The sequence below is a fragment of the Bradyrhizobium sp. USDA 4472 genome (genome assembly GCF_054058595.1).
Window position 1 is genome coordinate 2,958,278 of record NZ_JBSSAM010000001.1, and the last position, 21,468, is coordinate 2,979,745.

The window sequence follows — 21,468 nt, forward strand, 5'->3', positions numbered from 1 at the left end:
ATGACGGCCGTGTGGTTGACCGCGTCGGCCGTAGCTTGCAGGTTGGCCTGACCTTTCCTGCAATAGCCCCACCCGATGTTCACCGTCACCAGCCTCTGGATTCCCTTCACCGTCATTGCCGCGCTCGGCCAGGTGGCGCGCAATGCGATGCAGCGGTCGCTGACCAAGCCGCTGGGGACGTGGGGTGCGACCAATATCCGCTTCCTGTTCGGCTTCCCGTTCTCGCTCCTTTTCCTGGGGCTGGTGCTCGTCGCGACCGGCGATCGTCTCGGCGTGCCGCCATCGATGTTCTGGCCATGGCTGTTGCTGGGTGCGCTCAGCCAGATCGTCGGCACCGGGTTGATGCTGCTCGCCATGAACGACCGTTCCTTCGTGGTGACCACGGCCTATCTGAAGACCGAGGCGATCCAGACCGCGATCTTCGGCTTCGTCTTCCTCGGCGATCACCTGACCTGGCTGAAAGTGCTGGCGATCGTGATCGCCACCGTGGGCGTCGTCATCACCGCGCTGCGCCCCGGCGGCGAGAAGAGCTTTGCGGAGCTGAAGCCGACCATCACCGGGCTCGTCGCGGCGGCGGCGTTCGCGCTCTCTGCGGTCGGTTTTCGCGGCGCGATCATCAACGTTCACGGCGTGTCCTTCGTGACCGCGGCCTCGTTCACCTTGGTGCTCGGCCTGTTCGTGCAAACGCTGATCCTGACGATCTATCTGCTCTGGCGCGCGCCAAAGGTGCTTCAGTCGATCCTGGGGCTGTGGAAGCCGTCGCTGCTCGCGGGCTTCACGGGCGCCTTCGCCTCGCAGTTCTGGTTCCTCGCGTTCGCATTGACGGCCGCGGCCAATGTCCGCACGCTCGCGTTGATCGAGGTGCTGTTCGCGCAGGGCGTGGCGTATTACTCGTTCCAGCAGCCGATCGCGCCGCGCGAGCTTGCAGGCATCGCGCTGATCATTGTCGGCGTGGCGGTGCTGGTGGGGACTTAGTTCCGGTCTTCCGGCAAGGTCGGCAGCGGCGACACCTCGATGCCTTCGTCGATCAGCGACCTCGCCTCGTCGGGCGAGGCCTCGCCGTAGATCGGGCGGTGCTCCTTGTCGCCGTAATGCATCGCACGGGCTTCATTGGCAAAGCGCTCGCCGACATTGTCGGCATTCTTCACGATGTGATCGCGCAGCTCCTTCAGCTTGGCGCGCAACTCTTTCTCTTGCGCCATCATCAGCGAGGCCGGTCCTGCCGGTGCAGTCTCGGGCGCGGCGGTCGGCTCCGGCGTTGCGCGGCTGCGGCCCTTCTTGCCGACGATGCGCGGCGCCATGATCGCCTTTTGCACCTTGGCCGAGCCGCAGATCGGGCAGGTCACGAGCTTGCGCTTCACCTGCGAATCGTAAGCCGACGAACTCTGGAACCAGCTCTCGAAAGCGTGGTCGCGGTCGCAATGGAGCGCGTAGCGGATCATGCCGATCCCCGTACGAGGTGTAGATGATCCGGCCCGGCCTTCGGATCGGCGACACCGAAGCGGCGGCCATGCTGGAGCGAGGGGATCGCGCGGCGCGCCGTCTCGACCTTGGCCGGATCGATCTTGGCCATGATGATGCCGGGCTCGACATCGCCCTCGGCGAGGATCTCGCCCCAGGGATCGATGATCAGCGAATGGCCGTAGGTCTCGCGCTTGTTCTCGTGGGTGCCAGCCTGCGCGGCTGCGAAGATGAAGCAGCCGGTCTCGATCGCGCGCGCGCGCAACAGGATGTGCCAGTGCGCCTCGCCGGTCTTGCGGGTGAAGGCGGACGGCACCGTGATGAAAGAGGCTCCGCTCTCGGCCAGCGCGCGGTAGAGCGCGGGAAAGCGGACGTCGTAGCAGATCGTCAGGCCGACGCGGCCCCAGGGCAGGTCGGAGATCACGGCGGTCTCGCCCGGCTGGTAGTTGGCGGATTCGCGATAGCTCTCGCCATCCGGCAGGACGATGTCGAACATGTGGATCTTGTCGTAGCTTGCGAGCACCTGGCCCTCGGGCCCGATCAGGAAGGAGCGGTTCACCGCTTTTTCTTCCGAGAAGCGCAGCGCCAGCGAGCCGACATGGATGTGGATCTTCAGTTCCGCCGCGAGTGCCCGATAGGCCTTCAGCGAGATGTCCTCTTCTTCGCTCTGCAGATGCTCGAACAGCGCCGTGCGGTTCAGCTGCATCATGTTGCTGACCTCGGGGGTCTGCACGTAGTCCGCGCCATTGGCCGCAGCCTGCCGGATCAGCCCGGTGGCCTGCGCGAGGCTCGGCTCGGGCAGCAACCCGGTGCGCATCTGCACCATGGCGGCGGTGAAGGTCCTCACGGCACTCATGAGACCGCCTTGACGCTTTCGAGCAGCCCGTCGAGCTTGCCCTCGCGATCGAGCGCGTAGAGGTCGTCGCAGCCGCCGACATGGGTGCCGCCGATCCAGATCTGCGGGAAGGTCGAACCCTCGCCCGCGCGGTCGTACATCTCCTCGCGCCAGGACGGGTTCTTGGCGACGTCGAATTCCGTGAAGGTCGCCTTCTTGCGGGTCAGAAGCGACCTGGCAGCGGAACAATAGCCGCATCCCGGCCTGGTATAGATCTCGACAGCAGCGGTCATGGTATCAAGCGCTCTCATGTCATGAATTTGTTGAATTATATGGGAGTTTACCTGATCTCGACAACCCGGGCGAACACCAGGACGTCGACCTGGGCGGCCTTGGCGCGGAGCAGCGCGCGTGCGCAGGCGTCAAGTGTCGCACCCGAGGTCAGGACATCGTCGATCAGGATGATGCGCTGGCCCTGGACCTCGGCCTGACGGTCGGGGGATACCTGGAATGCCCCCTGCACATTGGTCGCGCGCTGGGCCCGCGACAGCCCGATCTGCTGCTCGGTGGCGCGCACGCGGCGCAGCACCTCAGCCTTCACCTTCACCCCGCTCTGCCGCGCGATGATCTGAGCCAGCGCACCGGACTGGTTGTAGCGTCGCCGCCAGGCCCGGCGCCAATGCAGGGGCACCGGGACCAGCATGTCGGCGCCCGCGAGCAGCTCGCCGCCCGCGCGCGCCATCCAGCGGCCCATGGCGGGCGCGAGGTCGGTGCGGTCCTGGTATTTCAGCGCGTGCACCAGCGTGCGTGCGGCCTCGTCATAGCGCACTGCCGCGCGCGCCCGCCGGTAGGCGGGCGGGCTCGCGATCGCCTCCATCGACAGCATGTCGGGGCCGGGGTCGTAGACGAAGGGAATGCCGAGCCGCGGGCAATAGGGCCGCTCAATGAACGACAGCTTGGCCCAGCACGCCGCGCAGACGCCCTCGCCGTCGACAGGCTCGCGGCAGGACACGCACAGCGTCGGCAGCGCAACGTCGAGCGCGAGCTTTGCCACATGCGCCAGAACGTGGCGGCCAGCCGTCCATGCGGCACGCAAGGGCGACGCGATGGAGCGGGTTGGGGCGGCGTCGGCGTCCATGAGAGGAGGCTAGCGCCGCATGTGGCGGATTGCCAGAGCCAGCATGATCGGCGTAACCAGCGGCATGGCCCAGACCCCCCAAATCCCGCCCGCTCTGTTCGACCGTGCCTTGCTGCGTGCGCGGCAGCGGCGTGCGCAGGCGCAAGGCGAGGTGACCTTCCTGCTCGACCGCGTCGCCGAGGACATGTCCGACCGGCTGGCCGCGGTGATGCGCGAGTTTCACGCGCCGGCCGATCTCTGGACGCCCGGCGAGGGGCTCGCGGGGCTGCGCGCACGGTTGCCTTCGATCCAGCGGATTGCGCTCGATGCGGCCGGCTCGGAGACATTGCCTTTCGCGCCCGACGGTCTTGATCTCGTCGTCTCCGCGCTGGCGCTGCAATTCGTCAACGATCTGCCTGGCGTGCTTGCGCAGATCCGTCGCGCGCTGAAGCCGGATGGGTTGCTGCTCGCCGCGATGATCGGCGGCGACACTCTCACCGAGCTGCGGCAGGCGTTTGCCGCGGCGGAGGCCGAATGCGAGGGCGGTGTCTCGCCGCGCGTGGCGCCGTTCGCCGATTTGCGCGACATCGGCGCGCTGTTGCAGCGGGCGGGCTTTGCGCTGCCGGTCACCGACGTCGATCGCGTCGTGGTGCGTTATTCCAACGCGTTCGCGCTGATGCAGGACCTCCGCCGCATGGGCGCGACCAATGTGCTGATCGAGCGGCGGCGCACCCCGAGCCGCCGCGCGACGCTGCTGCGGATGGCTCAAATCTATGCCGAGCGTTTTGCCGATGCCGACGGCCGTATCCGCGCGACGTTCGACATCATCTGGCTGTCGGGCTGGGCGCCGCATGCGAGCCAGCAGCAGCCGCTGAAGCCGGGTTCGGCCAAGGCGAGCCTGGCGGAGGCGGTGAAGAAGGCGGGAGAGACGTAAGCTCCTTCTCCGTCATGGCCGGGCACGACGTTGAGAGTGTTGGCGACAGCCCCTCTTACATCAGCAAGTCAATCAAATGCGGGATCAGCGGAATGTCCGCCGGCGGCATCGGATAGTCGCGCAGCTTGTTGGCGCGCACCCAGGCCAGCGTCTGGCCTTCGCGGGCTTCGACGATCCCCTCCCAGCGCCGGCAGATGTAGAGCGGCATCAGGAGATGAAAGGTCTCGTAGCCGTAGCTCGCAAAGGTCAGCGGCGCCAGGCAGGGCTCGGCGACGGTGATGCCGAGCTCCTCGTGGAGCTCCCGGATCAGGCTCTGCTCCGGCCGCTCGCCGGGCTCACACTTGCCGCCGGGAAACTCCCACAGGCCGGCCAGCGTCTTGCCTTCGGGGCGCTGCGCGATGAGGACGCGCTTGTCGGCGTCGACGAGCGCGCAGGCCACCACCAGTGTCAGCTTGAGATCGGCCATGATCCTTAAGACCGGTAATCCCCGTTGATGGCGACATACTCCTTCGTGAGGTCGCAGGTCAGCACACGGTCGCGGCCCTTGCCGAGGCCAAGCGAGACCTTGATCGCGATTTCCGGGGCCTTCATCGCCTCCGATACCTGGGCCTCGTCATAATCAGGATCGCGCGCGCCGCTCCTGGCGACGCGGATGCCGTTGAAGGAGATCGACAGCTTGTCGCGATCGGCCGGCTCGCCGGCCTTGCCGACCGCCATCACCACGCGGCCCCAATTGGCGTCCTCGCCGGCGATCGCGGTCTTCACCAGCGGCGAATTCGCAATCGACATCGCGATCTTGCGTGCGGAGGCCTTGGTCCTGGCGCCTTCGACGGTGATCTCGACCAGCTTGCGCGCGCCTTCGCCGTCGCGGGCGACCTGCTCGGAGAGGTCGGCGAGGATCTGGTTGAAAGCCTTGGTGAAGGCCTTCAGACGCGGATCGCTGGCGCGGCTGATTTTTGGCGCGCCGTGCTCGGCAGCGGCGCCGGTGGCGAACGCCAGCAGCGTGTCCGAGGTCGAGGTGTCGCCGTCGATCGTGACCGCATTGAAGGTGTCCTCGACGCCGGCTTTCAGCAATGCCTGCAGCGCGGCGGGTGCGATCGGCGCGTCGGTGAAGATGAAGGAGAGCATCGTCGCCATGTCCGGGGCGATCATGCCGGCGCCCTTGGCCATGCCGTTGATGGTGACCTTGGCCTTGCCGAGCTTCACGGTCGCGGTCGCGACCTTGGGGAAGGTGTCGGTGGTCATGATCGCCTTGGCGGCGGCGAGGTAGTCGCCGGATTCCGCGGACGCAGCGAGGCGGCCGAGCACGCCGTCGAACTTGGTCGCGTCCAGCGGCTCGCCGATCACGCCGGTCGAGGCCAGGAAGATCTCGCTCTCGCTGCAGCCCACGGCCTTGGCCGCGATCTTGGCCGTCAGCGCGGTGGAGGCGCGACCGGTCTTGCCGGTGAAGGCATTGGCATTGCCGGAATTGACGACGAGGGCGCGCGCCTTGCCGCCCTTCAGTTTCGCACGGCACCATTCGACCGGCGCGGACGGGCACTTCGATCTGGTGAAGACGCCGGCGACCGCGGTTCCCTTGTCCATGATCGCCAGCAGCACGTCGGTGCGGTTCTTGTAGCGGATGCCCGCCTCGGCCGTCGCGAGACGGACCCCCGCGATCACGGGCATGTCAGGAACGTTTGTCGGGGCGAGCGGGGAGACGGAGGTGGACATCGCGGGGGGCGCCTTGGCTTGTGCCTTGGTGAGGTCTGGACATGCAGATGCCCGGCCCTCTTGGCGAGGCCGGGCATCAGGTAGGCTTAAATACTCTTCGCGTCGGCGAAGTAACAGCGAATTCTTACTTCTTGGCGGGGGGCGCCATCTTGCTGTCGGCGGGCTTCGCATCGGCGGGCTTTGCCGCGTCTGCCGGCTTGGCATCCTTGGCAGCGTCTGCGGAAGGCTGGTCGGTCCGCTCGACCTTGGCTTCTGCGCGCAGCTTGCCGACGTAATCGGCCTGGGCCTTGCGGGTGACGTACTGCTCGATCTGGGCCTTGACCTGGTCGAACTCCGGCGCCTTGCGGTTGCGCTTCTCCTCGACCTTGATGATATGCCAGCCGAACTGTGACTTCACGGGGTCGGAGATCTTGCCGGGCTCCAGCGAGAACGCGACGGCCGAGAATTCCGGCACCATCTGTTCCTTGGTGAAGAAGCCGAGGTCGCCGCCGTCGGCGGAGCCCGGATCCTTGGACTTCTTCTTGGCGAGCTCGGCGAAATCGGCGCCCTTGTCGAGTTCGGCCTTCACCGCCTTGGCCTCGTCCTCGGTCTCGACCAGGATGTGGCGGGCGCGCACTTCCTGCTCGCCGGTGATCTGCTTGGAGGCCTCCTCATAGACCTTCTTCATGGCGTCGTCGGTGGTGGCGGCCTTGCCTTCCTGGGCGAGCAGGCTGTCCATCAGCAGGCGGTTGCGGGCGAACGCCATCCGCTTCTTGAACTCGTCGCCGTCGGCAATCTTCTTGTCCTCGGCGGCCTTGGACACGATTTTCATGTCGATCAGGAACGACAGGACGTTCTCGTCCTTGGTCGCCGGGTCCATCTGGGCGAGGCTCGGTCCGAGTTCCTCCTCGGCCATGGTCACGTCGCTCTTCTTGATCTCAGCGCCATTGACCTTCGCCAGGACCGGATCGTCGGCTGCCCGGAGCGGGCCCGCGAACGCCAGGGTCAGCGCCAGGGCGAGGCCTCCCGCCAGGGCGGACGCATGGCGGAAACGCAGGCCGGTGGTTACCGGGAACGAGGTGGTCATGGAAAATCCTTTTGTTGAAGCAGGGGGCTGCTCGAGCGGGGCGGACACTCGCCCAATTCAGGGGGGCTTGGCAACGCGAAAAGTCTGTCAAAATGATGAATTAGCGGCAAGATTGGCCGCCGTTGACAAGGTGCTGACCGGGCCATATCTCTGCGCGGTCGCGACCATGGCGATGGCGTTTATTTTGCTGCGTTTTTGGCCGTTGAACCCAGACTAACCCAATTCCCACCCATATGGCGGATGACCCCCGCAGTTCGGGCTCTGGCGCCATAGGGCGTCACGGTGAGTTGATAGGCCAATGGGTGACAACTTCTTGGCTGCAACGCGGTTAAATCGCGAACACAGGAACTAGGCATGATCGGCGCGCTCGCCCGCAAGTTTTTCGGCTCCGCCAACGACCGGCGGGTGAAGGGATACCAGTCCCGCGTCAACGCGATCAACGCGCTGGAAGCTGAGGTCTCGAAGCTGTCCGACGAGGCGCTCAGGGCCCGCACCGACGAATTCAAAAAGCAGCTCGCCGAGGGCAAGACGCTGGACGACCTGCTGGTCCCGGCCTTCGCGACCGTGCGCGAGGCGGCCAAGCGCACGCTCGGCCAGCGCCATTTCGACGTTCAGCTGATCGGCGGCATGGTGCTGCACGAGGGCGACATCGCCGAGATGAAGACCGGCGAAGGCAAGACGCTGGTCGCGACGCTTGCGGTCTATCTCAACGCGCTCGCCGGCAAGGGCGTCCACGTCGTCACCGTCAACGACTACCTCGCTCGCCGTGACTCCGGCTGGATGGGCCAGATCTACGGCTTCCTCGGCATGACCACCGGCGTGATCGTCCACGGCCTCGATGATGCCGAGCGCAAGGCGGCCTATGCCTGCGACATCACCTACGGCACCAACAACGAATACGGCTTCGACTATCTGCGCGACAACATGAAGTACCGCCTCGAGGACATGGTCCAGCGGCCGCACTTCTACGCGATCGTCGACGAAGTCGACTCCATCCTGATCGACGAAGCGCGGACGCCCCTGATCATTTCCGGCCCGCTCGACGACCGCTCCGACTTCTACAACACCATCGACGGCTTCCTCCCCAAGCTCGACAAGACCGACTACGAGGTCGACGAGAAGCAGCGCACGGTGACGCTGACGGAAGCCGGCATGGAGAAGATCGAGACGCTGCTGCGCGATGCCGGCCAGCTCAAGGGCGACTCGCTCTACGACGTCGAGAACGTCTCCGTCGTGCACCACATCAACCAGGCGCTGCGCGCCCACACGCTGTTCACCCGCGACAAGGACTACATCGTCCGCGACGACGAGGTCGTCATCATCGACGAGTTCACGGGGCGCATGATGGCCGGCCGGCGCTATTCCGAAGGCCTGCACCAGGCGCTGGAGGCCAAGGAGCACGTCACGGTTCAGCCCGAGAACCAGACGCTCGCCTCGATCACGTTCCAGAACTATTTCCGAATGTACGAAAAGCTCGCCGGCATGACCGGAACGGCGTTGACCGAAGCCGACGAGCTCTTCGACATCTACAAGCTCGAAGTCGTGGAAATCCCGACCAACGTGCCGGTCGGCCGCCTCGACGAGGACGACGAGGTCTACCGCACCCAGAAGGAAAAATACCAGGCGATCCTCGCCGAGATCGAGCGCGCCAACGCCCGGCTCCAGCCGGTGCTGGTGGGTACGGCCTCGATTGAAAAGTCGGAAGTCCTTGCCGAATTCCTGAAATCGAACGGCTACAAGCAGATCGATTTCGGCAAGGACAACGCGCTCGACAAGCTCTATGCGGCGGCGCGCGCCGGCAAGCCGGCCAAGCTGTTCGCGGTGCTGAACGCGCGCTTCCACGAGCAGGAAGCCTATATCGTCGCGGAAGCCGGCGTTCCCGGCGCGATCACGATCGCGACCAACATGGCCGGCCGCGGCACCGACATCAAGCTCGGCGGCTCGCTCGAGATGCGCATCCCCAAGGAAACCGCAGGCATCGAGGACGAGGCCGAGAAGGCCAAGAAGATCGAGCAGATCAAGGCCGACGTCGAGCGCTTCCGTGACATCGTGCTCAACGCGGAAGAGACCGTCGAGATCGAGCCGGCAAAGGGCAACAAGCCGGCCAAGACCGTGAAGAAGCCCGGCGGCCTCTACATCATGGGCTCCGAGCGGCACGAATCCCGCCGCATCGACAACCAGCTCCGCGGCCGTTCCGGCCGTCAGGGCGATCCCGGCCGCTCGAAGTTCTTCCTGTCGCTGGAAGACGATCTGATGCGCATCTTCGGCTCGGATCGCCTCGACAGCATGCTCCAGCGTCTCGGCCTGCAAGAGGGCGAGGCGATCATCCATCCCTGGATCAACAAGGCGCTGGAGAAGGCGCAGCAGAAGGTCGAAGCCCGCAACTTCGACATCCGCAAGAACCTGCTCAAGTTCGACAACGTCCAGAACGATCAGCGCAAGGTGATCTTCGACCAGCGCGTCGACCTGATGAAGGACGAGAGCGTCGCCGAAACCGTCGCCGACATGCGCCACGCCTTCATCGAGGACCTCGTCGCCAAGCATGTGCCAGAGCATGCCTATGCCGAGCAGTGGGACGTCGCCGGCCTGAAGGAAGAGCTGAAGCGCGTGCTCGATCTCGACCTGCCGGTCGAGGACTGGGCCAAGGAAGAGGGCATCGCCGACGAGGAGCTGCTCAACCGCATCGAGACCAGGGCAGACGAGCACATGGCGGCCAAGGTCGGGCAATGGGGGCCCGACGTGATGCGCTACGTCGAGAAGACCATCCTGCTGCAGACGCTCGACCATCTCTGGCGCGAGCACCTGATCATGCTCGACCATCTGCGCCAGGTCATCGGCCTGCGCGGCTACGGGCAGCGCGATCCGTTGCAGGAGTACAAGACCGAAGCCTTCAATCTCTTCCAGGAGATGAGCGCGCACTTGCGCGAGGCCGTCACCGCGCAGCTGATGCGGGTCGAGATCGTCCCGCCGGAGCAGGAAGCGCCTGTGCTGCCGCAGATGGAGGCGCACAAGTTCGACCCGAACACCGGCGAGGACGAGATGGCGCTCGCCAGCGTCACGCTGGCCCCGCAGCATACCGACGCCGCGTTGCGCGATCCGAAGAACCCGGCAAGCTGGGGCAAGGTCGGCCGCAACGAGGATTGCCCGTGCGGCTCGGGCAAGAAGTACAAGCACTGCCACGGGCGGTACGCTTAGCCGCTAGCAGCGTTCCCGCGCGTGTGTGAGGTGCGATGCTCGCGCCTCACACTCCCGCCCTCGTAGTGGCGAAGGCGGGCCCCACCGCGGACGAGACGCCCGTCTACTTCACCGCGCCAAAGCGGCTATCGAACGAGTTCGACGACACTACCGGCGCGGCGCCGGCCATTTGGGCGCCGTCAGCCGCAGCATCGCTCATCGACGGCTTCTGCGCGGGGCGCGTTGCGGCAACCCTGGTCTCGGTGGGCTTCGCCGGCTCGGCCGGCTTGGCGGCGACGGCCGGCTTGTCCTTGGCGGTTTCGTGGTGGACGAAGTGCGTCACCGCGGCCTTCAGCTTGGAAGCCGTGCTCGGCGCGGCGGGCGCCGGGGCCACCGAGGCGGTCGCTTGCGGCGGCGGCGTGGTCGCGGTCGTGTCGGCGGTCCCCAAGCCCATCTTGCGGCCGAGATTGGAGAAGAAACCGCCGGATTTCTCGTCGGGCGCTGCGGTCGCGACGCGGGCGTTGGTCGCGGGCGCGCTGACGGCAACGACGGGCTCTTCCTGCGGCGCAGAGGCGGTCGGTTCGAAGTTCGGCTTCGGCGGGTTGACCGTGCCGGGAATCGTGCCGGGGGCCTTCGACATCGCCAGCATCTGCAGCGTATTGCCTTCGGCGCCTTCCGACAGGCCGGTCGACCCTTCCGGTATCTTGGCGGCGAAGATCTTGTTCATGCCGCCGTCGATGCCGGTATTCATGCGTGCCACCGGCGTGCCCTTGGCCACGAGCTTGTTGTACTCGGCTTCGTCGCGCTGCTGCTTCTCGCGCACGGCGCTGGCGATGTCTTCGGGGACGATATAGGCCGGGCACTTCGCGGAAGCGTCGAACACGGGATCGCGCTTGGCGTCGGGCGCGCGTGCCGCGTCGAATACGTATTTCTTCTCGCAGAAGTCGACCTTCGGCTCCCGTCGCGTCACTTCGAAATGATCGTAGCCTTCCTTGATCATCCGCCAGAACGGCATGTTCGGATTGTTGCGGTGCTTGGCCATGTTCACCGGCGTCATCCGGAAGGGATAGGCCTGGAACTGGAACGCCTTCTGGCCGCCGAAGAAGGATTCCCGCCCGAGCGAATAGATCTCCGCGATCTGCTCGTCGGTCATGGCGTAGCAGCCGCGTGACGAGCAGTCCCCGTGCACCATCAGTTGCGAACCGGTACGGCCCAAAGCGCGGTCGAAGGCGTTGGGGAAGCCGGTATTGAACGAGAGGTAATAGGCCGACTGCGGATTCATCTGGCTCGGGTTGATCGAGTAAAATCCTTCCGGCGCCTGACGGTCGCCTTCGCGCACCTTGGGACCGAGGTCGCCCGACCAGCGGCAGATCGGATAGGTCTTGAGCAGGGCGAACTGGCCGGAACGGGTCTGCTTCCAGATCTCGAGCTCGGCCTCCTGCTTGAACAGGCGGATCAGGATCGGCGATTGCAGATCCATGTCCTTCTCGCCCATCGCGGCAACGAGCTTCGGCGGGACCGGCTGGTTGGCCTTGGCGTTGGTCGCGAGCGAAACCTGATCGGTATCGCAGCCGGCGAGCACAATGCTGGCGGCAAGCGCGACCGATGCCAAGAGCGCACGAGCAAGCGAACGAGAATTCAAGATGGACCCCACAACGTGCCGGGCGGAAGCGCGAACCCCGATTTTGGAGCCTGGCCTGACCGGAGAACCGGACCGTTTCAGACCAAGCCCCAGCGCTTATGCCCTGAAGCCATTGATTAAAATTCTAACCTCCGCACCCAAGGGTCGCAACCCGACCTGGGATCACGAGCCCGTTGGCGAGACGGCGTGGTCAACAGAGACTTAAACTGGGTCGGAACTTGGACTTTGCAGCTGAACCGGTACTGAGATGGCCGATTTGGGCAAAAAAAGGGTTAACGCGGCGTTACCAATCCCGCCTCACCTGATGCGGCACCGAATCCAGCCCGAATCAGCCCAGTTTCCGGCCGATATCGAGGAATTTCTGCCGGCGCTGCTTGCGGATGGCGTCGCCGTCCAGGCCCCGCATCTCGTCAAAGGCCTTGGCGATGGCATCGCCCGTAGTGGCGATCACGGCGGCGGGGTCGCGGTGGGCGCCACCAACCGGCTCCTTGATGATGGCATCGATCACGCCGAAGCGGAGCATGTCCTGGGCCGTGATCTTCATGTTGTTGGCGGCTTCCTGCGCCTTGCTGCCGTCGCGCCAGAGGATGGAGGAGGCGGCTTCCGGCGAGATCACGCTGTAGATCGCGTGCTCCAGCATCAGGACCTTGTTGGCGGTGGTGATGGCGATGGCGCCGCCCGACATGCCTTCGCCGGTGATGATGGCGACGTTCGGCACCGTCAGCGCCATGCAGGCGTCCGTCGAGCGGGCGATGGCTTCGGCTTGTCCCCGCTCTTCGGCGCCGATGCCGGGATAGGCGCCGGCGGAATCGGCGAGCGACAGCACGGGAAGGCCGAACCGCTCGGCCATCTCCATCAGCCGCACGCATTTGCGATAACCCTCCGGCCGGGCCATCCCGAAATTGTGCTTGATGCGGCTCTCGGTGGAATCGCCCTTTTCCTGGCCCATCACGCAGATGGCTTCGCCACGGAAGCGGCCGAAGCCCGCGACCAGCGCCTCGTCCTCGCCGAACTTGCGGTCGCCGGCGAGCGGGGTGAATTCGGTGATGAGCCCTTTGATGAAGTCATTGAAATGCGGTCGCTGCGGATGCCGCGCCACCAGCGTCTTCTGCCACGGCGTCAGGTTCAGATAGAGGTCGGCCAGCGCCTGCGCGGCCTTGTCCTCGATGCGGCCGATCTCCTCGGCGATGTCGGTGCCGGAGGCCGCGAGCGTCCTGAGTTCGTCGACCTTGGAATCGAGCTCGGCGACGGGCTTTTCGAAGTCGAGATAGCTGCGCATCTGGTCTGGCATCGTTTCAATATAGGGGGACGGGACAACGAGGCGAAGCGAGGTCAGTCAAAGAAGTGTAGCTTCTTCAAGGGCTTGACTTGTGCGCTCCCGGGAGCGCGGCAAATCACTGATAAGGCCACGGCTCTTTCTGCGGAGATGTGGCCGAAGTCAAGGCGGTTTCGTCCGCAGCCGCGCCGCTGCCGCTACTTCTCCGCCAGCGGGTGCAGGTCGCGCACCAGGCTCTTCAGCCGCTCCTCGACCACATGGGTGTAGATCTGGGTGGTCGAGATGTCGGTATGGCCGAGCAGGGTCTGCACAATGCGCAAATCCGCGCCGTTGTGCAGCAGGTGGCTGGCGAAGGCGTGGCGCAGCACGTGTGGGGAGACCAGGCGCGCCTGCAGCCCCGAAGCGACTGCGAGTTCCTTGAGGTCGCGGGCAAAATGCTGACGCGTCAAATGCCCGCTTTCGCCGAACGAGGGAAACAGCCATTTCGAGGCGGCGAGGCTGCCCTTCTTCTCGCCTTTGGCCGCGTCCGTCGCCGCGAGATAATCCGCCATCGCCTGCCGCGAGGCCTCGTTCAGCGGCACCAGCCGTTCCTTGTCGCCCTTGCCGCGCACCACGATCATGCGGGCGTCGCGCTTGGCCGCCGTTCGCGGCAGCGCCACCAGCTCGGAGACGCGCAGGCCTGTGGCGTAGAGCACCTCGAGCAGGCAATAGAGCCGCAATGCCCGCAGCCGTTGCGAGGGCGAGGCGTCCGCCGCCTCGCTCATCTCCTTGGCGCGGCTGAGCATGCGATCGACATCCGAGATCGACAGCACCTTTGGCAAGCCGCGCCCGCGCTTGGGGCCTGACAGGATCGCCGCCGGATCGTCGGTTCTGATGCGCTCGTTCAGCAAGAAGCGGAACAGGTGCCGCATCGCCGACAGCCGCCGCGCGACGCTGGAGGATTTGAAGCCGCGCGTATCGAGGTTGCCAAGATAGTCGCGCAGGACTTGCGTCTCGGCGTCCACAAAACTGTGACCGACGCGGGTCAGAAACTCGGAGAAATCGTTGAGATCGCGCCTGTAAGCATCGAGCGTGTTGGGCCCGGCACCCTGTTCCGCCGCGAGCATGTCGAGGAACAGGGCGGTCAGCCTGGTGTCGGAGGGCTTGCCGGTGGAGGAGTTGCGCATGCCCCGCAGGGTAACTCCTATTTCTTGAGAAACTTATCCGGCGGGATCGTCACCGTCATTTCCCGCGGCTTCGGATTGACGAAGTTCGCCAGCGCGAACACCACGCCATAGACGATGCCGGCGATCACGGCGACGACCGTCAGGAAGCGGAACAGGCTGGGCATCGGGAAAGGTCTCGGCGAGGTCTCAGGTTTGGCAAATTAACCAATGAAATCATCCAACATGTTCGCCGTTTCGTGGCAAGAGTCCTCTGGCGAGGGCCCCGACGGGGTCGTATAGGTGGCCGGGATGCCGCCTTTGGCGGCCAGTTGAGCGAGATCCAGAGCAAGATCCGATGTCCGACGTCGCGTTGCCAGCACAACCGAGCCCTGAGGCCGACATCCTGTCGGCGCTCGGCGGGCGTTCGATCGTGCTGGTCGGCATGATGGGCGTCGGCAAATCAACCATTGGCCGGAGGCTGGCAGGGCGGCTTGGTCTGCGTTTTTTCGACGCTGATGTCGAAATCGAGGTGGCCCACGCCGGCATGACCATCCCGGAAATATTTACGATCCATGGCGAACCCTACTTCCGCGACGGCGAGGCCCGCGTGATCGCGCGCCTGCTCGAAGGTGGGCCAATCGTGCTGGCGACCGGCGGCGGCGCGTTCATGCGCGAGGAGACGCGAACCCGCATCGCGGCAAAGGCGGTCTCGGTCTGGCTCAGGGCGGACCACGACGTCATCATGCGCCGCGTGCGACGTCGCGCCGACCGCCCGTTGCTTCAGACCGCCGACCCCGAAGGCACCGTCACACGGCTCCTCACCGAGCGTGAGCCGATCTATGGCAAGGCCGACCTCACCATCGCCTCGCGCGACGTGCCGCACGACCGCATCGTCGATGAGACCATCGCGACGCTGCACGCCCATCTGTGCCTCCAGCCGACATCGTGAGTGCCGTTCGATGACTGCGCCCCTCAAACATTCCGACCCCGTCAATGTCGACGTCGCGCTCGGCGATCGGGCCTATGACATCGTCATCGGCCGCGGCGTGCTCTCTTCGCTGGGCGAGCGCGTTGCCGCCTTGCGGCCCGGTGTGCGCACCGCGATCGTGACGGATCGCACGGTGGCAAAATACTGGCTCGCGCCGACGGAAGCCTCGCTTGCAGCCGCCGGCATTCCGACCTCGCGCGTCGTGGTCGAGGAAGGCGAAATCTCAAAGACCTATGCCGGCCTCGAAAAGGTCAGCGAGGCCCTGATCGCCGCGAAAATCGAGCGCAACGACCTCGTCATCGCGCTCGGCGGTGGCGTGGTCGGCGATCTCGCCGGCTTTGCCGCCGCGATCCTGCGCCGCGGCGTCGATTTCGTGCAGGTGCCGACCTCGCTGCTGGCGCAGGTCGATTCCAGCGTCGGCGGCAAGACCGGCATCAACTCGCCGCAGGGCAAGAATTTGCTCGGCGCTTTCCACCAGCCGGTGCTTGTCATCGCCGACACCGCCGTGCTCGACACGCTGTCGCCGCGGCAATTCCGCGCCGGCTATGCCGAGGTCGCCAAATACGGCGTGCTCGGTGACGAAGCCTTCTTCACCTGGCTGGAGAAGAATCATTCCGACATCTTCAAGGGCGGCTCGGCGCGCGAGCATGCGATCGCGACCTCCTGCCGTGCCAAGGCGGCCGTGGTCTCGCGCGATGAGCGCGAGACCGGTGAGCGCGCGCTGCTCAATCTCGGCCACACCTTCGGCCACGCACTGGAAGCCGCGACCGGCTTTTCGGATCGCTTGTTCCATGGCGAGGGCGTCGCCATCGGCATGACGCTGGCGGCGCAGTTTTCCGCAAAACTTGGCATGATCGGCGAGGCTGATGCGAGCCGCGTCGAGCGTCACCTCACCGAGGCCGGTCTTCCGACGCGCCTGCAGGACATCGCCGGCTTTGCGCAGGAAGGCCTTGCGGACGCCGACGCGCTGATGGCGCTGATGGCGCAGGACAAGAAGGTCAAGCGCGGCAAGCTTACCTTCATCCTGCTGGAGGCCGTGGGGCGCGCCGTCATCGCCAAGGATGTCGAGCCGGCGCCGGTGCGCGACTTCCTGAAAGAAAAGCTCGCTCCGAAGGCGTGATGCGCGGCTGAATCGCGGTAGAGTGCTGCATGGACTGGCTCGGCTTCACCATCGTCATCATCTGCCTGCTGGTCTCGGGCTTCTTCGCCGCGAGCGAGACCGCGCTGACCGGTGCTTCGCGCGCCAGTATGCTGCGGCTCTCCAAGCAGGGTAACCGCGACGCCGACGTGGTCTCGCAGCTGCTCGATATGCGTGAGCGCCTGATCGGTGCGCTGCTGCTCGGCAACAACATCGCCAATATCACCGCCTCCGCGCTCGCCACCTCCATCTTCACGGCGTGGTTCGGCGATGTCGGCGTGCTCTATGCCACCGGCGTGATGACGGCCCTGGTCGTGATCTTCGCCGAAGTGCTGCCCAAGACCATCGCCATCAACGCGCCTGATCGGATGGCGCTGGCGGTCGCACGCCCGATGCGGCTGACGATGTATGTGCTGGGGCCGCTGCTGCGCGTGGTGGAAGTGATCGTGCGCGTGTTGATGCGCCTGTTCGGCCTCGCCGGCGAGCACCAGGCGATCCTGTCGCCGACCGAGCGCCTGCGCGGCGCGGTCGACCTGCTGCATCATGAGGGCAAGGTCGAGAAGCAGGACCGCGACATGCTCGGCGGCCTCCTCGACCTGCGCGAGCTCCAGGTCTCCGACGTCATGATCCATCGCACCGAGATGATGATGATCAACGCCGATCTGCCGGCGGAGGAGCTGGTGCGCGAGGTGCTGGCGACCGAATACACCCGCATCCCGCTCTGGCGCGAGAAGCCGGAGAACATCATCGGCGTGCTTCATGCCAAGGATCTGTTGCGCGCGATCCGGGCATCCGACGGCGATACGTCGCGCATCGACGCCTCGACCATCGCGCTGCCGCCGTGGTTCGTGCCGGAAATGCGCCCCGTCTCCGAGCAGCTGAAGGCGTTCCGCCGGCGCAAGACGCATTTCGCGCTCGTGGTCGACGAGTACGGCGAAGTTGAAGGTCTCGTGACGCTGGAAGACATCCTGGAAGAGATCGTCGGTGACATCTCCGACGAGCATGACGTCGTGGTCGCCGGCGTGCGCGCCCAGCCGGACGGCTCCGTCGTGGTCGACGGCTCGGTGCCGATCCGCGACCTCAACCGCGCCATGGACTGGCGCCTGCCCGACGAAGAGGCAACCACTGTTGCCGGCCTTGTCATTCACGAAGCGCGCTCGATTCCCGACCGCGGCCAGAGCTTTACCTTCCACGGTTTCCGCTTCCGCGTCCTCCGCCGGGAACGCAACCGCATCACCGCGCTCCGTATTTCACCGGTGTCGCGTGAGGCGGAAATGGAGGGAGCCAAGCCGAGACGGGCAGGGACGTCGTTTTGACGCAGCGCGGCGGAGCTTACGTTCCGCCTTCCCCCGGCGCCTGCGCGTGGATTGCCAGCGCATGCACACTGCCGGAAAGTTCCGCCGCCAGCGCCGCATTTATCATGCGGTGACGGTCGATCCGGCTCTTCCCTTTGAAGGCCTGAGACACGATATAAACGCGGAAGTGCGTCTCGCCGCTCGGCCGATGGCCGGAATGGCCTTCATGCAAATGTGACTCGTCGACGACCTGCAGGCTTTCGGGGGTGAAAGCTTCCTGCAACTTGTTGCTGATAGTGTCTTTCATAACCATGAGCGCCATTAAGGCTTGCGAATCCGGCCCGTCAATTGCCCATAGGCCGCCTATGGCGGCCGTACTTGAGGATGCCGAAGTGAAACTTCGGCTCCGCGTGTGTAGCTAAATGCAATGTCAAGACTTGAAGGTTTTTGCGTTGCGTAGTCAAAGTCAGCCATGCCGATCGATCCATCAAAGTTCTTCGACTCCATCCGCGTAAAGCCGCGGGGCAAGCAGCCCGAGGTGAAGCCGCGCGACACCGTGGTGGCCTGCGAATGGACCGGGTGCCAGAACAAGGGCGCGCATCGCGCGCCGAAGGGTCGTGATAACCAGCGCGAATACTGGCACTTCTGCCTCGACCACGTGCGCGAGTACAACCAGAACTACAATTTCTTCTCAGGCATGAATGCCGACGCCGTCGCGCGCTATCAGAAGGACGCGCTGACCGGCCATCGTCCAACCTGGAAGATGGGCGCCAATGGCGGCAAGAAGGGTGCGGAAGCCGAGATCGATATGGCGTCCGATCCGTTCAGCATGTTCAGTGAGATCAACGGCCGCGCCAGCTGGCGGAAGGGTCCGGAGGCCGAGCCCAAGGCCGAAACGCGCAAGGTCATGAACGCGGAGCGCAAGGCGCTTCAGGTCATGGGCCTCGGCCCGAATTCCACGCTCGGCGACGTCAAGGCCAAGTACAAGGCCCTGGTGAAGCAGCACCATCCCGACGCCAACGGCGGCGACCGCTCCACCGAGGACCGCCTGATCGAGATCATCAAGGCGTATAATTATCTGAAGACGGTGGTGCGGGAGGCGTAGGGCCTCGCCGTTCTCCTCCTTCTCCCCTTGCGGGAGCAGCTGGCGCGAAGCGCCGGATGAGGGGTTGCTTCCGCAAATTCATTTGAACGAGGGTCCTCGCGGGGAGAACCCTCAGCCGTCTCGCCGCTTTGCGGCGAGCCACCCTCTCCCACAAGGGGAGAGGGGGGAGGAAGTCGCAATTCCTCACGCCTCCGGCATCGCGCCCACATAGGACGAGCTCGGCCGGATCAGTCGCCCGGTCCGCTGCTGCTCGCGCGCATGCGCGGTCCAGCCGGCGGCGCGCGCGACGGCGAAGATCGGCGTGAACGCCTGCCGCGGGATCGCCAGCGCGTCGAGCAGGATCGCGGTGAAGAACTCGACATTGGTCTCCAGCGGCCGTTCCGGATTCTTCTTGCGCAGCGCTGCGCGGATATAGGCCTCGACCTCGCCGGCGAACGGCAAATCGGTGCCGGCGGACGCGAGCGCCTCGACCGCGGATTTGAGCACGTCGGCGCGCGGATCGCGGACGCGATAGACACGGTGGCCGAAACCCATCATCCGCTCGCCGCGCGCCAGCGCCGCGTCGACCCAGGGCTGGATGCGCTCGCGCGAGCCGATCGCATCGAGCATTTCCAGCACCGGCTCCGGCGCGCCGCCATGCAGCGGTCCCGTTAGCGCGCAATAACCGGCGGTGACGGCGGCGAACAGATCGGCCTGTGTCGAGGCGACCACCCGCGTGGCGAAAGTCGAGGCGTTCATGCCGTGGTCGCTGGCGGTGACGAGATAAGCATCGAGCGCGGCGACCTCGCCCGAAGCGGGCGCATGCCCATGCAGCATGCGCAGAGTATCGGCCGCGTGGCTCACGGTCGGATCTGGCGCGACCGGATCGAGCCCTTTCGCGCGCCGGACCAGTGCGCCCGCGATCACCGGAAATGCGCCGACGATGGTGGCTTCGTGCGCGAGGCCGTGCTCGGCGCGCAGGCCCGCGACCGCCGCACGAAATCCGTCGACGATGCCCATACCCCGAGCCGCCGGCAGCAACTCTGAGAGCCGCGCAAAGGCCCGCTCGCGCGCAGCCCCCAGGCTCGCCCGGACATTGGCTTCGCTCAGCGTGCTCCCGGTCGCGCCATTCCAGAGCCGGGCGGTGACGCCCTCGAAACTCGAGATAGCGGCGAGGCGGCCGACATGGTCGCCGGCAATGATCAGTTCGCCGCGCTCGCCGTCGACATGGCTCAGCACGGTTTCGGCTGCGGGAACGCCGTCCAGCCCGATCTGGCTTTTCGTGAGGTGGATGTTCATGGCAAATCTCCCTTGCGCTGCACCAAAGGAGAATTGGACCACTCGACAGATTGATCAATCTTGATTACATCAATCAATATGAAAAATTTTGATGGCCTCTATCTCTCCGCCCGGGAAGCGGCTGCCGAACTCGCGATCTCGCCGGCCACGCTCTACGCCTATGTCAGTCGCGGCCTGATCCGCTCCGAGCCGACGCCGGATTCGCGCAGGAACCGCTATCGCGCCGAGGACGTCCGCGCCTTGAAGGAGCGGCGGGTGCCGTCGCCGGAGCCGCGCGGCCTGCGCAGCTTTGACGCCGATCTGCCCGTGATGGACACGGAGATATCGACCATCACGGAGGAGGGCGCCATCTACCGGGGCGTCAACTGCGTGGATCTCGCCGAGAACGACACGCTGGAGCACGCCGCAACGCTGCTCTGGGACGTCTCCGACGTAGATCCCTTTGCTGCCGAAAATCAGCCGAAAATCTCCGACGAGATGCGCGCCATCGCGGACGCCGCGCGCCGTGCCGCGCCGATCGATCGCGCCATCGCGGTGCTCGCGCTGGCAACCAGCGCCGATTCCCGAGCCTTCACCCGCGCGCCTGATGGCCGCGCGATGGTCGGCGGACGCATCGTCCGGCTGCTTGTTGCCACGATGTTGAATTCCGAGCCGTCATCGGAGCCGCTGCATCAGCAAATCGCGCGGACCTGGGCGGCCGACAACAAACATGCGCCGGACTTGATCCGCCGCGTTCTCGTGCTGCTGGCCGACCACGAATTGAACGCCTCGACCTTCACCGCGCGCTGCGCGGCGTCGACCGGCCTCAATCTCTACGACTCCGTCATCGCCGGTCTCGCCGCGTTGAAAGGCCCGAAGCACGGCGGCGCCGGCGTGCTGGCCTCGCAGCTCGTCAAGACCCTGGTCGACCGCGATGCGGAGCCGATGGTGCGCGAGCGCGTTGCGCTCGGTGAGCGCTTCCCGGGCTTTGGCCACGGCGTCTACAAGCACGGCGATCCCCGCGCGCAATCCCTGTTGAACGCGCTCGCGCGCGCCGGCGCACCGCGCAAATTCACGAAAGAGGTGCCGGAGCGGATCGCGGAGGCGACCGGAGAGTTCGTCAACATCGATTATGTGCTCGCCGTGCTCGTGCACGCACTGCGCCTGCCTGTCGGCAGCGAACTCGCCCTGTTCGCCATGGCCCGCAGCGTCGGCTGGATCGCGCATGCGAGCGAGCAATTGCAGTTCGGCAAGCTGATCCGGCCGCGGGCAAGGTATGTGGGACCTGCGCCGGGAAGACGGGCGGGAAGCTCCTGACCGCT

Annotated in this window: 22 protein-coding genes; 9 read left to right on the top strand and 13 right to left on the bottom strand. The window is 65.6% G+C overall.

Features of this window, described 5'->3' with window-relative positions; all coding sequences use genetic code 11:
• The first annotated feature begins 75 nt into the window (after positions 1-75).
• Complete coding sequence (locus tag ACVWZ4_RS13510; RefSeq protein WP_456700168.1) at positions 76-975, top strand: EamA family transporter; 900 nt, start codon at positions 76-78, stop codon at positions 973-975.
• On the opposite strand, the gene ACVWZ4_RS13515 is transcribed toward ACVWZ4_RS13510, so the two are convergent.
• From ACVWZ4_RS13515 to ACVWZ4_RS13530, 4 genes are read right to left on the bottom strand one after another with little or no spacing between them, the layout of a single operon-like run.
• Positions 972-1,442: a DUF1178 family protein gene (locus ACVWZ4_RS13515; RefSeq protein WP_456740580.1), complete on the bottom strand. Its 471-nt coding sequence runs from the start codon at positions 1,440-1,442 to the stop codon at positions 972-974. The two genes, ACVWZ4_RS13510 and ACVWZ4_RS13515, sit on opposite strands and share 4 nt — an antisense overlap.
• A complete protein-coding gene (locus ACVWZ4_RS13520; protein WP_456700166.1) occupies positions 1,439-2,317 on the bottom strand; it encodes a carbon-nitrogen hydrolase family protein in 879 nt (292 codons plus the stop codon). The genes ACVWZ4_RS13515 and ACVWZ4_RS13520 overlap by 4 nt, the downstream gene beginning before the upstream one ends.
• Positions 2,314-2,589 carry a glutaredoxin 3 gene (gene grxC / locus ACVWZ4_RS13525; RefSeq protein WP_456700165.1) on the bottom strand — a complete coding sequence of 92 codons (276 nt, stop codon included), beginning with the start codon at positions 2,587-2,589 and terminating at the stop codon, positions 2,314-2,316. Before grxC ends, ACVWZ4_RS13520 begins: the two co-directional genes overlap by 4 nt.
• Before the next feature lie 47 nt (positions 2,590-2,636).
• Positions 2,637-3,434, bottom strand: coding sequence for a ComF family protein (locus tag ACVWZ4_RS13530; protein WP_456740581.1), 798 nt, complete (start codon positions 3,432-3,434; stop codon positions 2,637-2,639).
• 43 nt (positions 3,435-3,477) lie between these two features.
• On the opposite strand from ACVWZ4_RS13530, the gene ACVWZ4_RS13535 reads away from it, so the two are divergent.
• Positions 3,478-4,347: a methyltransferase domain-containing protein gene (locus tag ACVWZ4_RS13535; protein ID WP_456700163.1), complete on the top strand. Its 870-nt coding sequence runs from the start codon at positions 3,478-3,480 to the stop codon at positions 4,345-4,347.
• A 55-nt stretch (positions 4,348-4,402) separates the two neighbouring features.
• Here ACVWZ4_RS13535 and ACVWZ4_RS13540 read toward each other — a convergent pair whose 3' ends face one another.
• The 3 genes from ACVWZ4_RS13540 to ACVWZ4_RS13550 all read right to left on the bottom strand — a co-directional run bounded on the left by ACVWZ4_RS13540 (position 4,403) and on the right by ACVWZ4_RS13550 (position 7,126).
• Positions 4,403-4,813 (bottom strand): (deoxy)nucleoside triphosphate pyrophosphohydrolase, encoded by a 411-nt coding sequence (locus ACVWZ4_RS13540; protein ID WP_212427824.1) that lies wholly within the window; start codon positions 4,811-4,813, stop codon positions 4,403-4,405.
• A 5-nt stretch (positions 4,814-4,818) separates the two neighbouring features.
• Positions 4,819-6,060, bottom strand: a complete 1,242-nt coding sequence (argJ, locus tag ACVWZ4_RS13545) for a bifunctional glutamate N-acetyltransferase/amino-acid acetyltransferase ArgJ (protein WP_456740582.1) — start codon at positions 6,058-6,060, stop codon at positions 4,819-4,821.
• 124 nt (positions 6,061-6,184) lie between these two features.
• A complete protein-coding gene (locus ACVWZ4_RS13550; RefSeq protein ID WP_456736978.1) occupies positions 6,185-7,126 on the bottom strand; it encodes a peptidylprolyl isomerase in 942 nt (313 codons plus the stop codon).
• On the opposite strand from ACVWZ4_RS13550, the gene ACVWZ4_RS13555 reads away from it, so the two are divergent.
• A complete protein-coding gene (locus tag ACVWZ4_RS13555) occupies positions 7,125-7,343 on the top strand; it encodes a hypothetical protein (RefSeq protein ID WP_456700160.1) in 219 nt (72 codons plus the stop codon). The genes ACVWZ4_RS13550 and ACVWZ4_RS13555 overlap by 2 nt on opposite strands.
• A 137-nt stretch (positions 7,344-7,480) precedes the next feature.
• On the top strand, positions 7,481-10,321 hold the full coding sequence (gene secA, locus ACVWZ4_RS13560; protein WP_456700159.1) for a preprotein translocase subunit SecA: 2,841 nt from the start codon (positions 7,481-7,483) through the stop codon (positions 10,319-10,321).
• Positions 10,322-10,424: 103 nt separating this feature from the next.
• Here the strand turns inward: secA and ACVWZ4_RS13565 are convergent, their stop codons facing one another.
• From ACVWZ4_RS13565 to ACVWZ4_RS13580, 4 genes are all read right to left on the bottom strand, one after another.
• Positions 10,425-11,942: a L,D-transpeptidase family protein gene (locus tag ACVWZ4_RS13565; protein ID WP_456740583.1), complete on the bottom strand. Its 1,518-nt coding sequence runs from the start codon at positions 11,940-11,942 to the stop codon at positions 10,425-10,427.
• Between the two features lie 328 nt (positions 11,943-12,270).
• On the bottom strand, positions 12,271-13,233 hold the full coding sequence (locus tag ACVWZ4_RS13570) for an acetyl-CoA carboxylase carboxyltransferase subunit alpha (protein WP_456700157.1): 963 nt from the start codon (positions 13,231-13,233) through the stop codon (positions 12,271-12,273).
• A gap of 182 nt (positions 13,234-13,415) precedes the next feature.
• Positions 13,416-14,384: a site-specific tyrosine recombinase XerD gene (gene xerD / locus ACVWZ4_RS13575; RefSeq protein WP_456740584.1), complete on the bottom strand. Its 969-nt coding sequence runs from the start codon at positions 14,382-14,384 to the stop codon at positions 13,416-13,418.
• Between the two features lie 17 nt (positions 14,385-14,401).
• On the bottom strand, positions 14,402-14,548 hold the full coding sequence (locus tag ACVWZ4_RS13580) for a hypothetical protein (protein WP_035669499.1): 147 nt from the start codon (positions 14,546-14,548) through the stop codon (positions 14,402-14,404).
• 170 nt (positions 14,549-14,718) lie between these two features.
• Between ACVWZ4_RS13580 and ACVWZ4_RS13585 the strand changes: the two genes are divergently transcribed.
• Genes ACVWZ4_RS13585 through ACVWZ4_RS13595 form a run of 3 tightly spaced genes read left to right on the top strand, consistent with a single transcriptional unit; the run spans position 14,719 to position 17,805 of the window.
• Positions 14,719-15,312 carry a shikimate kinase gene (locus ACVWZ4_RS13585; protein WP_456700155.1) on the top strand — a complete coding sequence of 198 codons (594 nt, stop codon included), beginning with the start codon at positions 14,719-14,721 and terminating at the stop codon, positions 15,310-15,312.
• Between the two features lie 10 nt (positions 15,313-15,322).
• A complete protein-coding gene (aroB, locus tag ACVWZ4_RS13590) occupies positions 15,323-16,471 on the top strand; it encodes a 3-dehydroquinate synthase (RefSeq protein WP_456700154.1) in 1,149 nt (382 codons plus the stop codon).
• 29 nt (positions 16,472-16,500) lie between these two features.
• On the top strand, positions 16,501-17,805 hold the full coding sequence (locus tag ACVWZ4_RS13595) for an HlyC/CorC family transporter (protein WP_456736982.1): 1,305 nt from the start codon (positions 16,501-16,503) through the stop codon (positions 17,803-17,805).
• Between the two features lie 16 nt (positions 17,806-17,821).
• Here ACVWZ4_RS13595 and ACVWZ4_RS13600 read toward each other — a convergent pair whose 3' ends face one another.
• Positions 17,822-18,097: a BolA family protein gene (locus ACVWZ4_RS13600; protein ID WP_456705106.1), complete on the bottom strand. Its 276-nt coding sequence runs from the start codon at positions 18,095-18,097 to the stop codon at positions 17,822-17,824.
• Between the two features lie 159 nt (positions 18,098-18,256).
• Here ACVWZ4_RS13600 and ACVWZ4_RS13605 point away from each other — a divergent pair, with 159 nt between their 5' ends.
• On the top strand, positions 18,257-18,889 hold the full coding sequence (locus tag ACVWZ4_RS13605; RefSeq protein WP_456700152.1) for a J domain-containing protein: 633 nt from the start codon (positions 18,257-18,259) through the stop codon (positions 18,887-18,889).
• A 183-nt stretch (positions 18,890-19,072) separates the two neighbouring features.
• On the opposite strand, the gene ACVWZ4_RS13610 is transcribed toward ACVWZ4_RS13605, so the two are convergent.
• Positions 19,073-20,167: a citrate synthase/methylcitrate synthase gene (locus ACVWZ4_RS13610; protein ID WP_456700151.1), complete on the bottom strand. Its 1,095-nt coding sequence runs from the start codon at positions 20,165-20,167 to the stop codon at positions 19,073-19,075.
• A gap of 78 nt (positions 20,168-20,245) precedes the next feature.
• On the opposite strand from ACVWZ4_RS13610, the gene ACVWZ4_RS13615 reads away from it, so the two are divergent.
• Positions 20,246-21,463, top strand: a complete 1,218-nt coding sequence (locus ACVWZ4_RS13615; RefSeq protein ID WP_456740585.1) for a citrate/2-methylcitrate synthase — start codon at positions 20,246-20,248, stop codon at positions 21,461-21,463.
• Positions 21,464-21,468: the final 5 nt, after the last annotated feature.

Bases quoted from the DNA above. Each gene is read 5' to 3' on its own strand.
- ACVWZ4_RS13570 (WP_456700157.1), bottom strand. From the start codon at position 13,233: ATGCCAGACCAGATGCGCAGCTATCTCGACTTCGAAAAGCCCGTCGCC.
- ACVWZ4_RS13540 (WP_212427824.1), bottom strand. From the start codon at position 4,813: ATGGCCGATCTCAAGCTGACACTGGTGGTGGCCTGCGCGCTCGTCGAC.
- ACVWZ4_RS13600 (WP_456705106.1), bottom strand. From the start codon at position 18,097: ATGGTTATGAAAGACACTATCAGCAACAAGTTGCAGGAAGCTTTCACC.
- ACVWZ4_RS13580 (WP_035669499.1), bottom strand. From the start codon at position 14,548: ATGCCCAGCCTGTTCCGCTTCCTGACGGTCGTCGCCGTGATCGCCGGC.
- argJ (WP_456740582.1), bottom strand. From the start codon at position 6,060: ATGTCCACCTCCGTCTCCCCGCTCGCCCCGACAAACGTTCCTGACATG.
- ACVWZ4_RS13615 (WP_456740585.1), top strand. From the start codon at position 20,246: ATGAAAAATTTTGATGGCCTCTATCTCTCCGCCCGGGAAGCGGCTGCC.
- ACVWZ4_RS13595 (WP_456736982.1), top strand. From the start codon at position 16,501: ATGGACTGGCTCGGCTTCACCATCGTCATCATCTGCCTGCTGGTCTCG.
- ACVWZ4_RS13550 (WP_456736978.1), bottom strand. From the start codon at position 7,126: ATGACCACCTCGTTCCCGGTAACCACCGGCCTGCGTTTCCGCCATGCG.
- secA (WP_456700159.1), top strand. From the start codon at position 7,481: ATGATCGGCGCGCTCGCCCGCAAGTTTTTCGGCTCCGCCAACGACCGG.
- ACVWZ4_RS13535 (WP_456700163.1), top strand. From the start codon at position 3,478: ATGATCGGCGTAACCAGCGGCATGGCCCAGACCCCCCAAATCCCGCCC.
- ACVWZ4_RS13555 (WP_456700160.1), top strand. From the start codon at position 7,125: ATGGAAAATCCTTTTGTTGAAGCAGGGGGCTGCTCGAGCGGGGCGGAC.
- xerD (WP_456740584.1), bottom strand. From the start codon at position 14,384: ATGCGCAACTCCTCCACCGGCAAGCCCTCCGACACCAGGCTGACCGCC.
- ACVWZ4_RS13510 (WP_456700168.1), top strand. From the start codon at position 76: ATGTTCACCGTCACCAGCCTCTGGATTCCCTTCACCGTCATTGCCGCG.
- aroB (WP_456700154.1), top strand. From the start codon at position 15,323: ATGACTGCGCCCCTCAAACATTCCGACCCCGTCAATGTCGACGTCGCG.
- ACVWZ4_RS13605 (WP_456700152.1), top strand. From the start codon at position 18,257: ATGCCGATCGATCCATCAAAGTTCTTCGACTCCATCCGCGTAAAGCCG.
- ACVWZ4_RS13520 (WP_456700166.1), bottom strand. From the start codon at position 2,317: ATGAGTGCCGTGAGGACCTTCACCGCCGCCATGGTGCAGATGCGCACC.
- ACVWZ4_RS13610 (WP_456700151.1), bottom strand. From the start codon at position 20,167: ATGAACATCCACCTCACGAAAAGCCAGATCGGGCTGGACGGCGTTCCC.
- grxC (WP_456700165.1), bottom strand. From the start codon at position 2,589: ATGACCGCTGCTGTCGAGATCTATACCAGGCCGGGATGCGGCTATTGT.
- ACVWZ4_RS13530 (WP_456740581.1), bottom strand. From the start codon at position 3,434: ATGGACGCCGACGCCGCCCCAACCCGCTCCATCGCGTCGCCCTTGCGT.
- ACVWZ4_RS13515 (WP_456740580.1), bottom strand. From the start codon at position 1,442: ATGATCCGCTACGCGCTCCATTGCGACCGCGACCACGCTTTCGAGAGC.
- ACVWZ4_RS13585 (WP_456700155.1), top strand. From the start codon at position 14,719: ATGTCCGACGTCGCGTTGCCAGCACAACCGAGCCCTGAGGCCGACATC.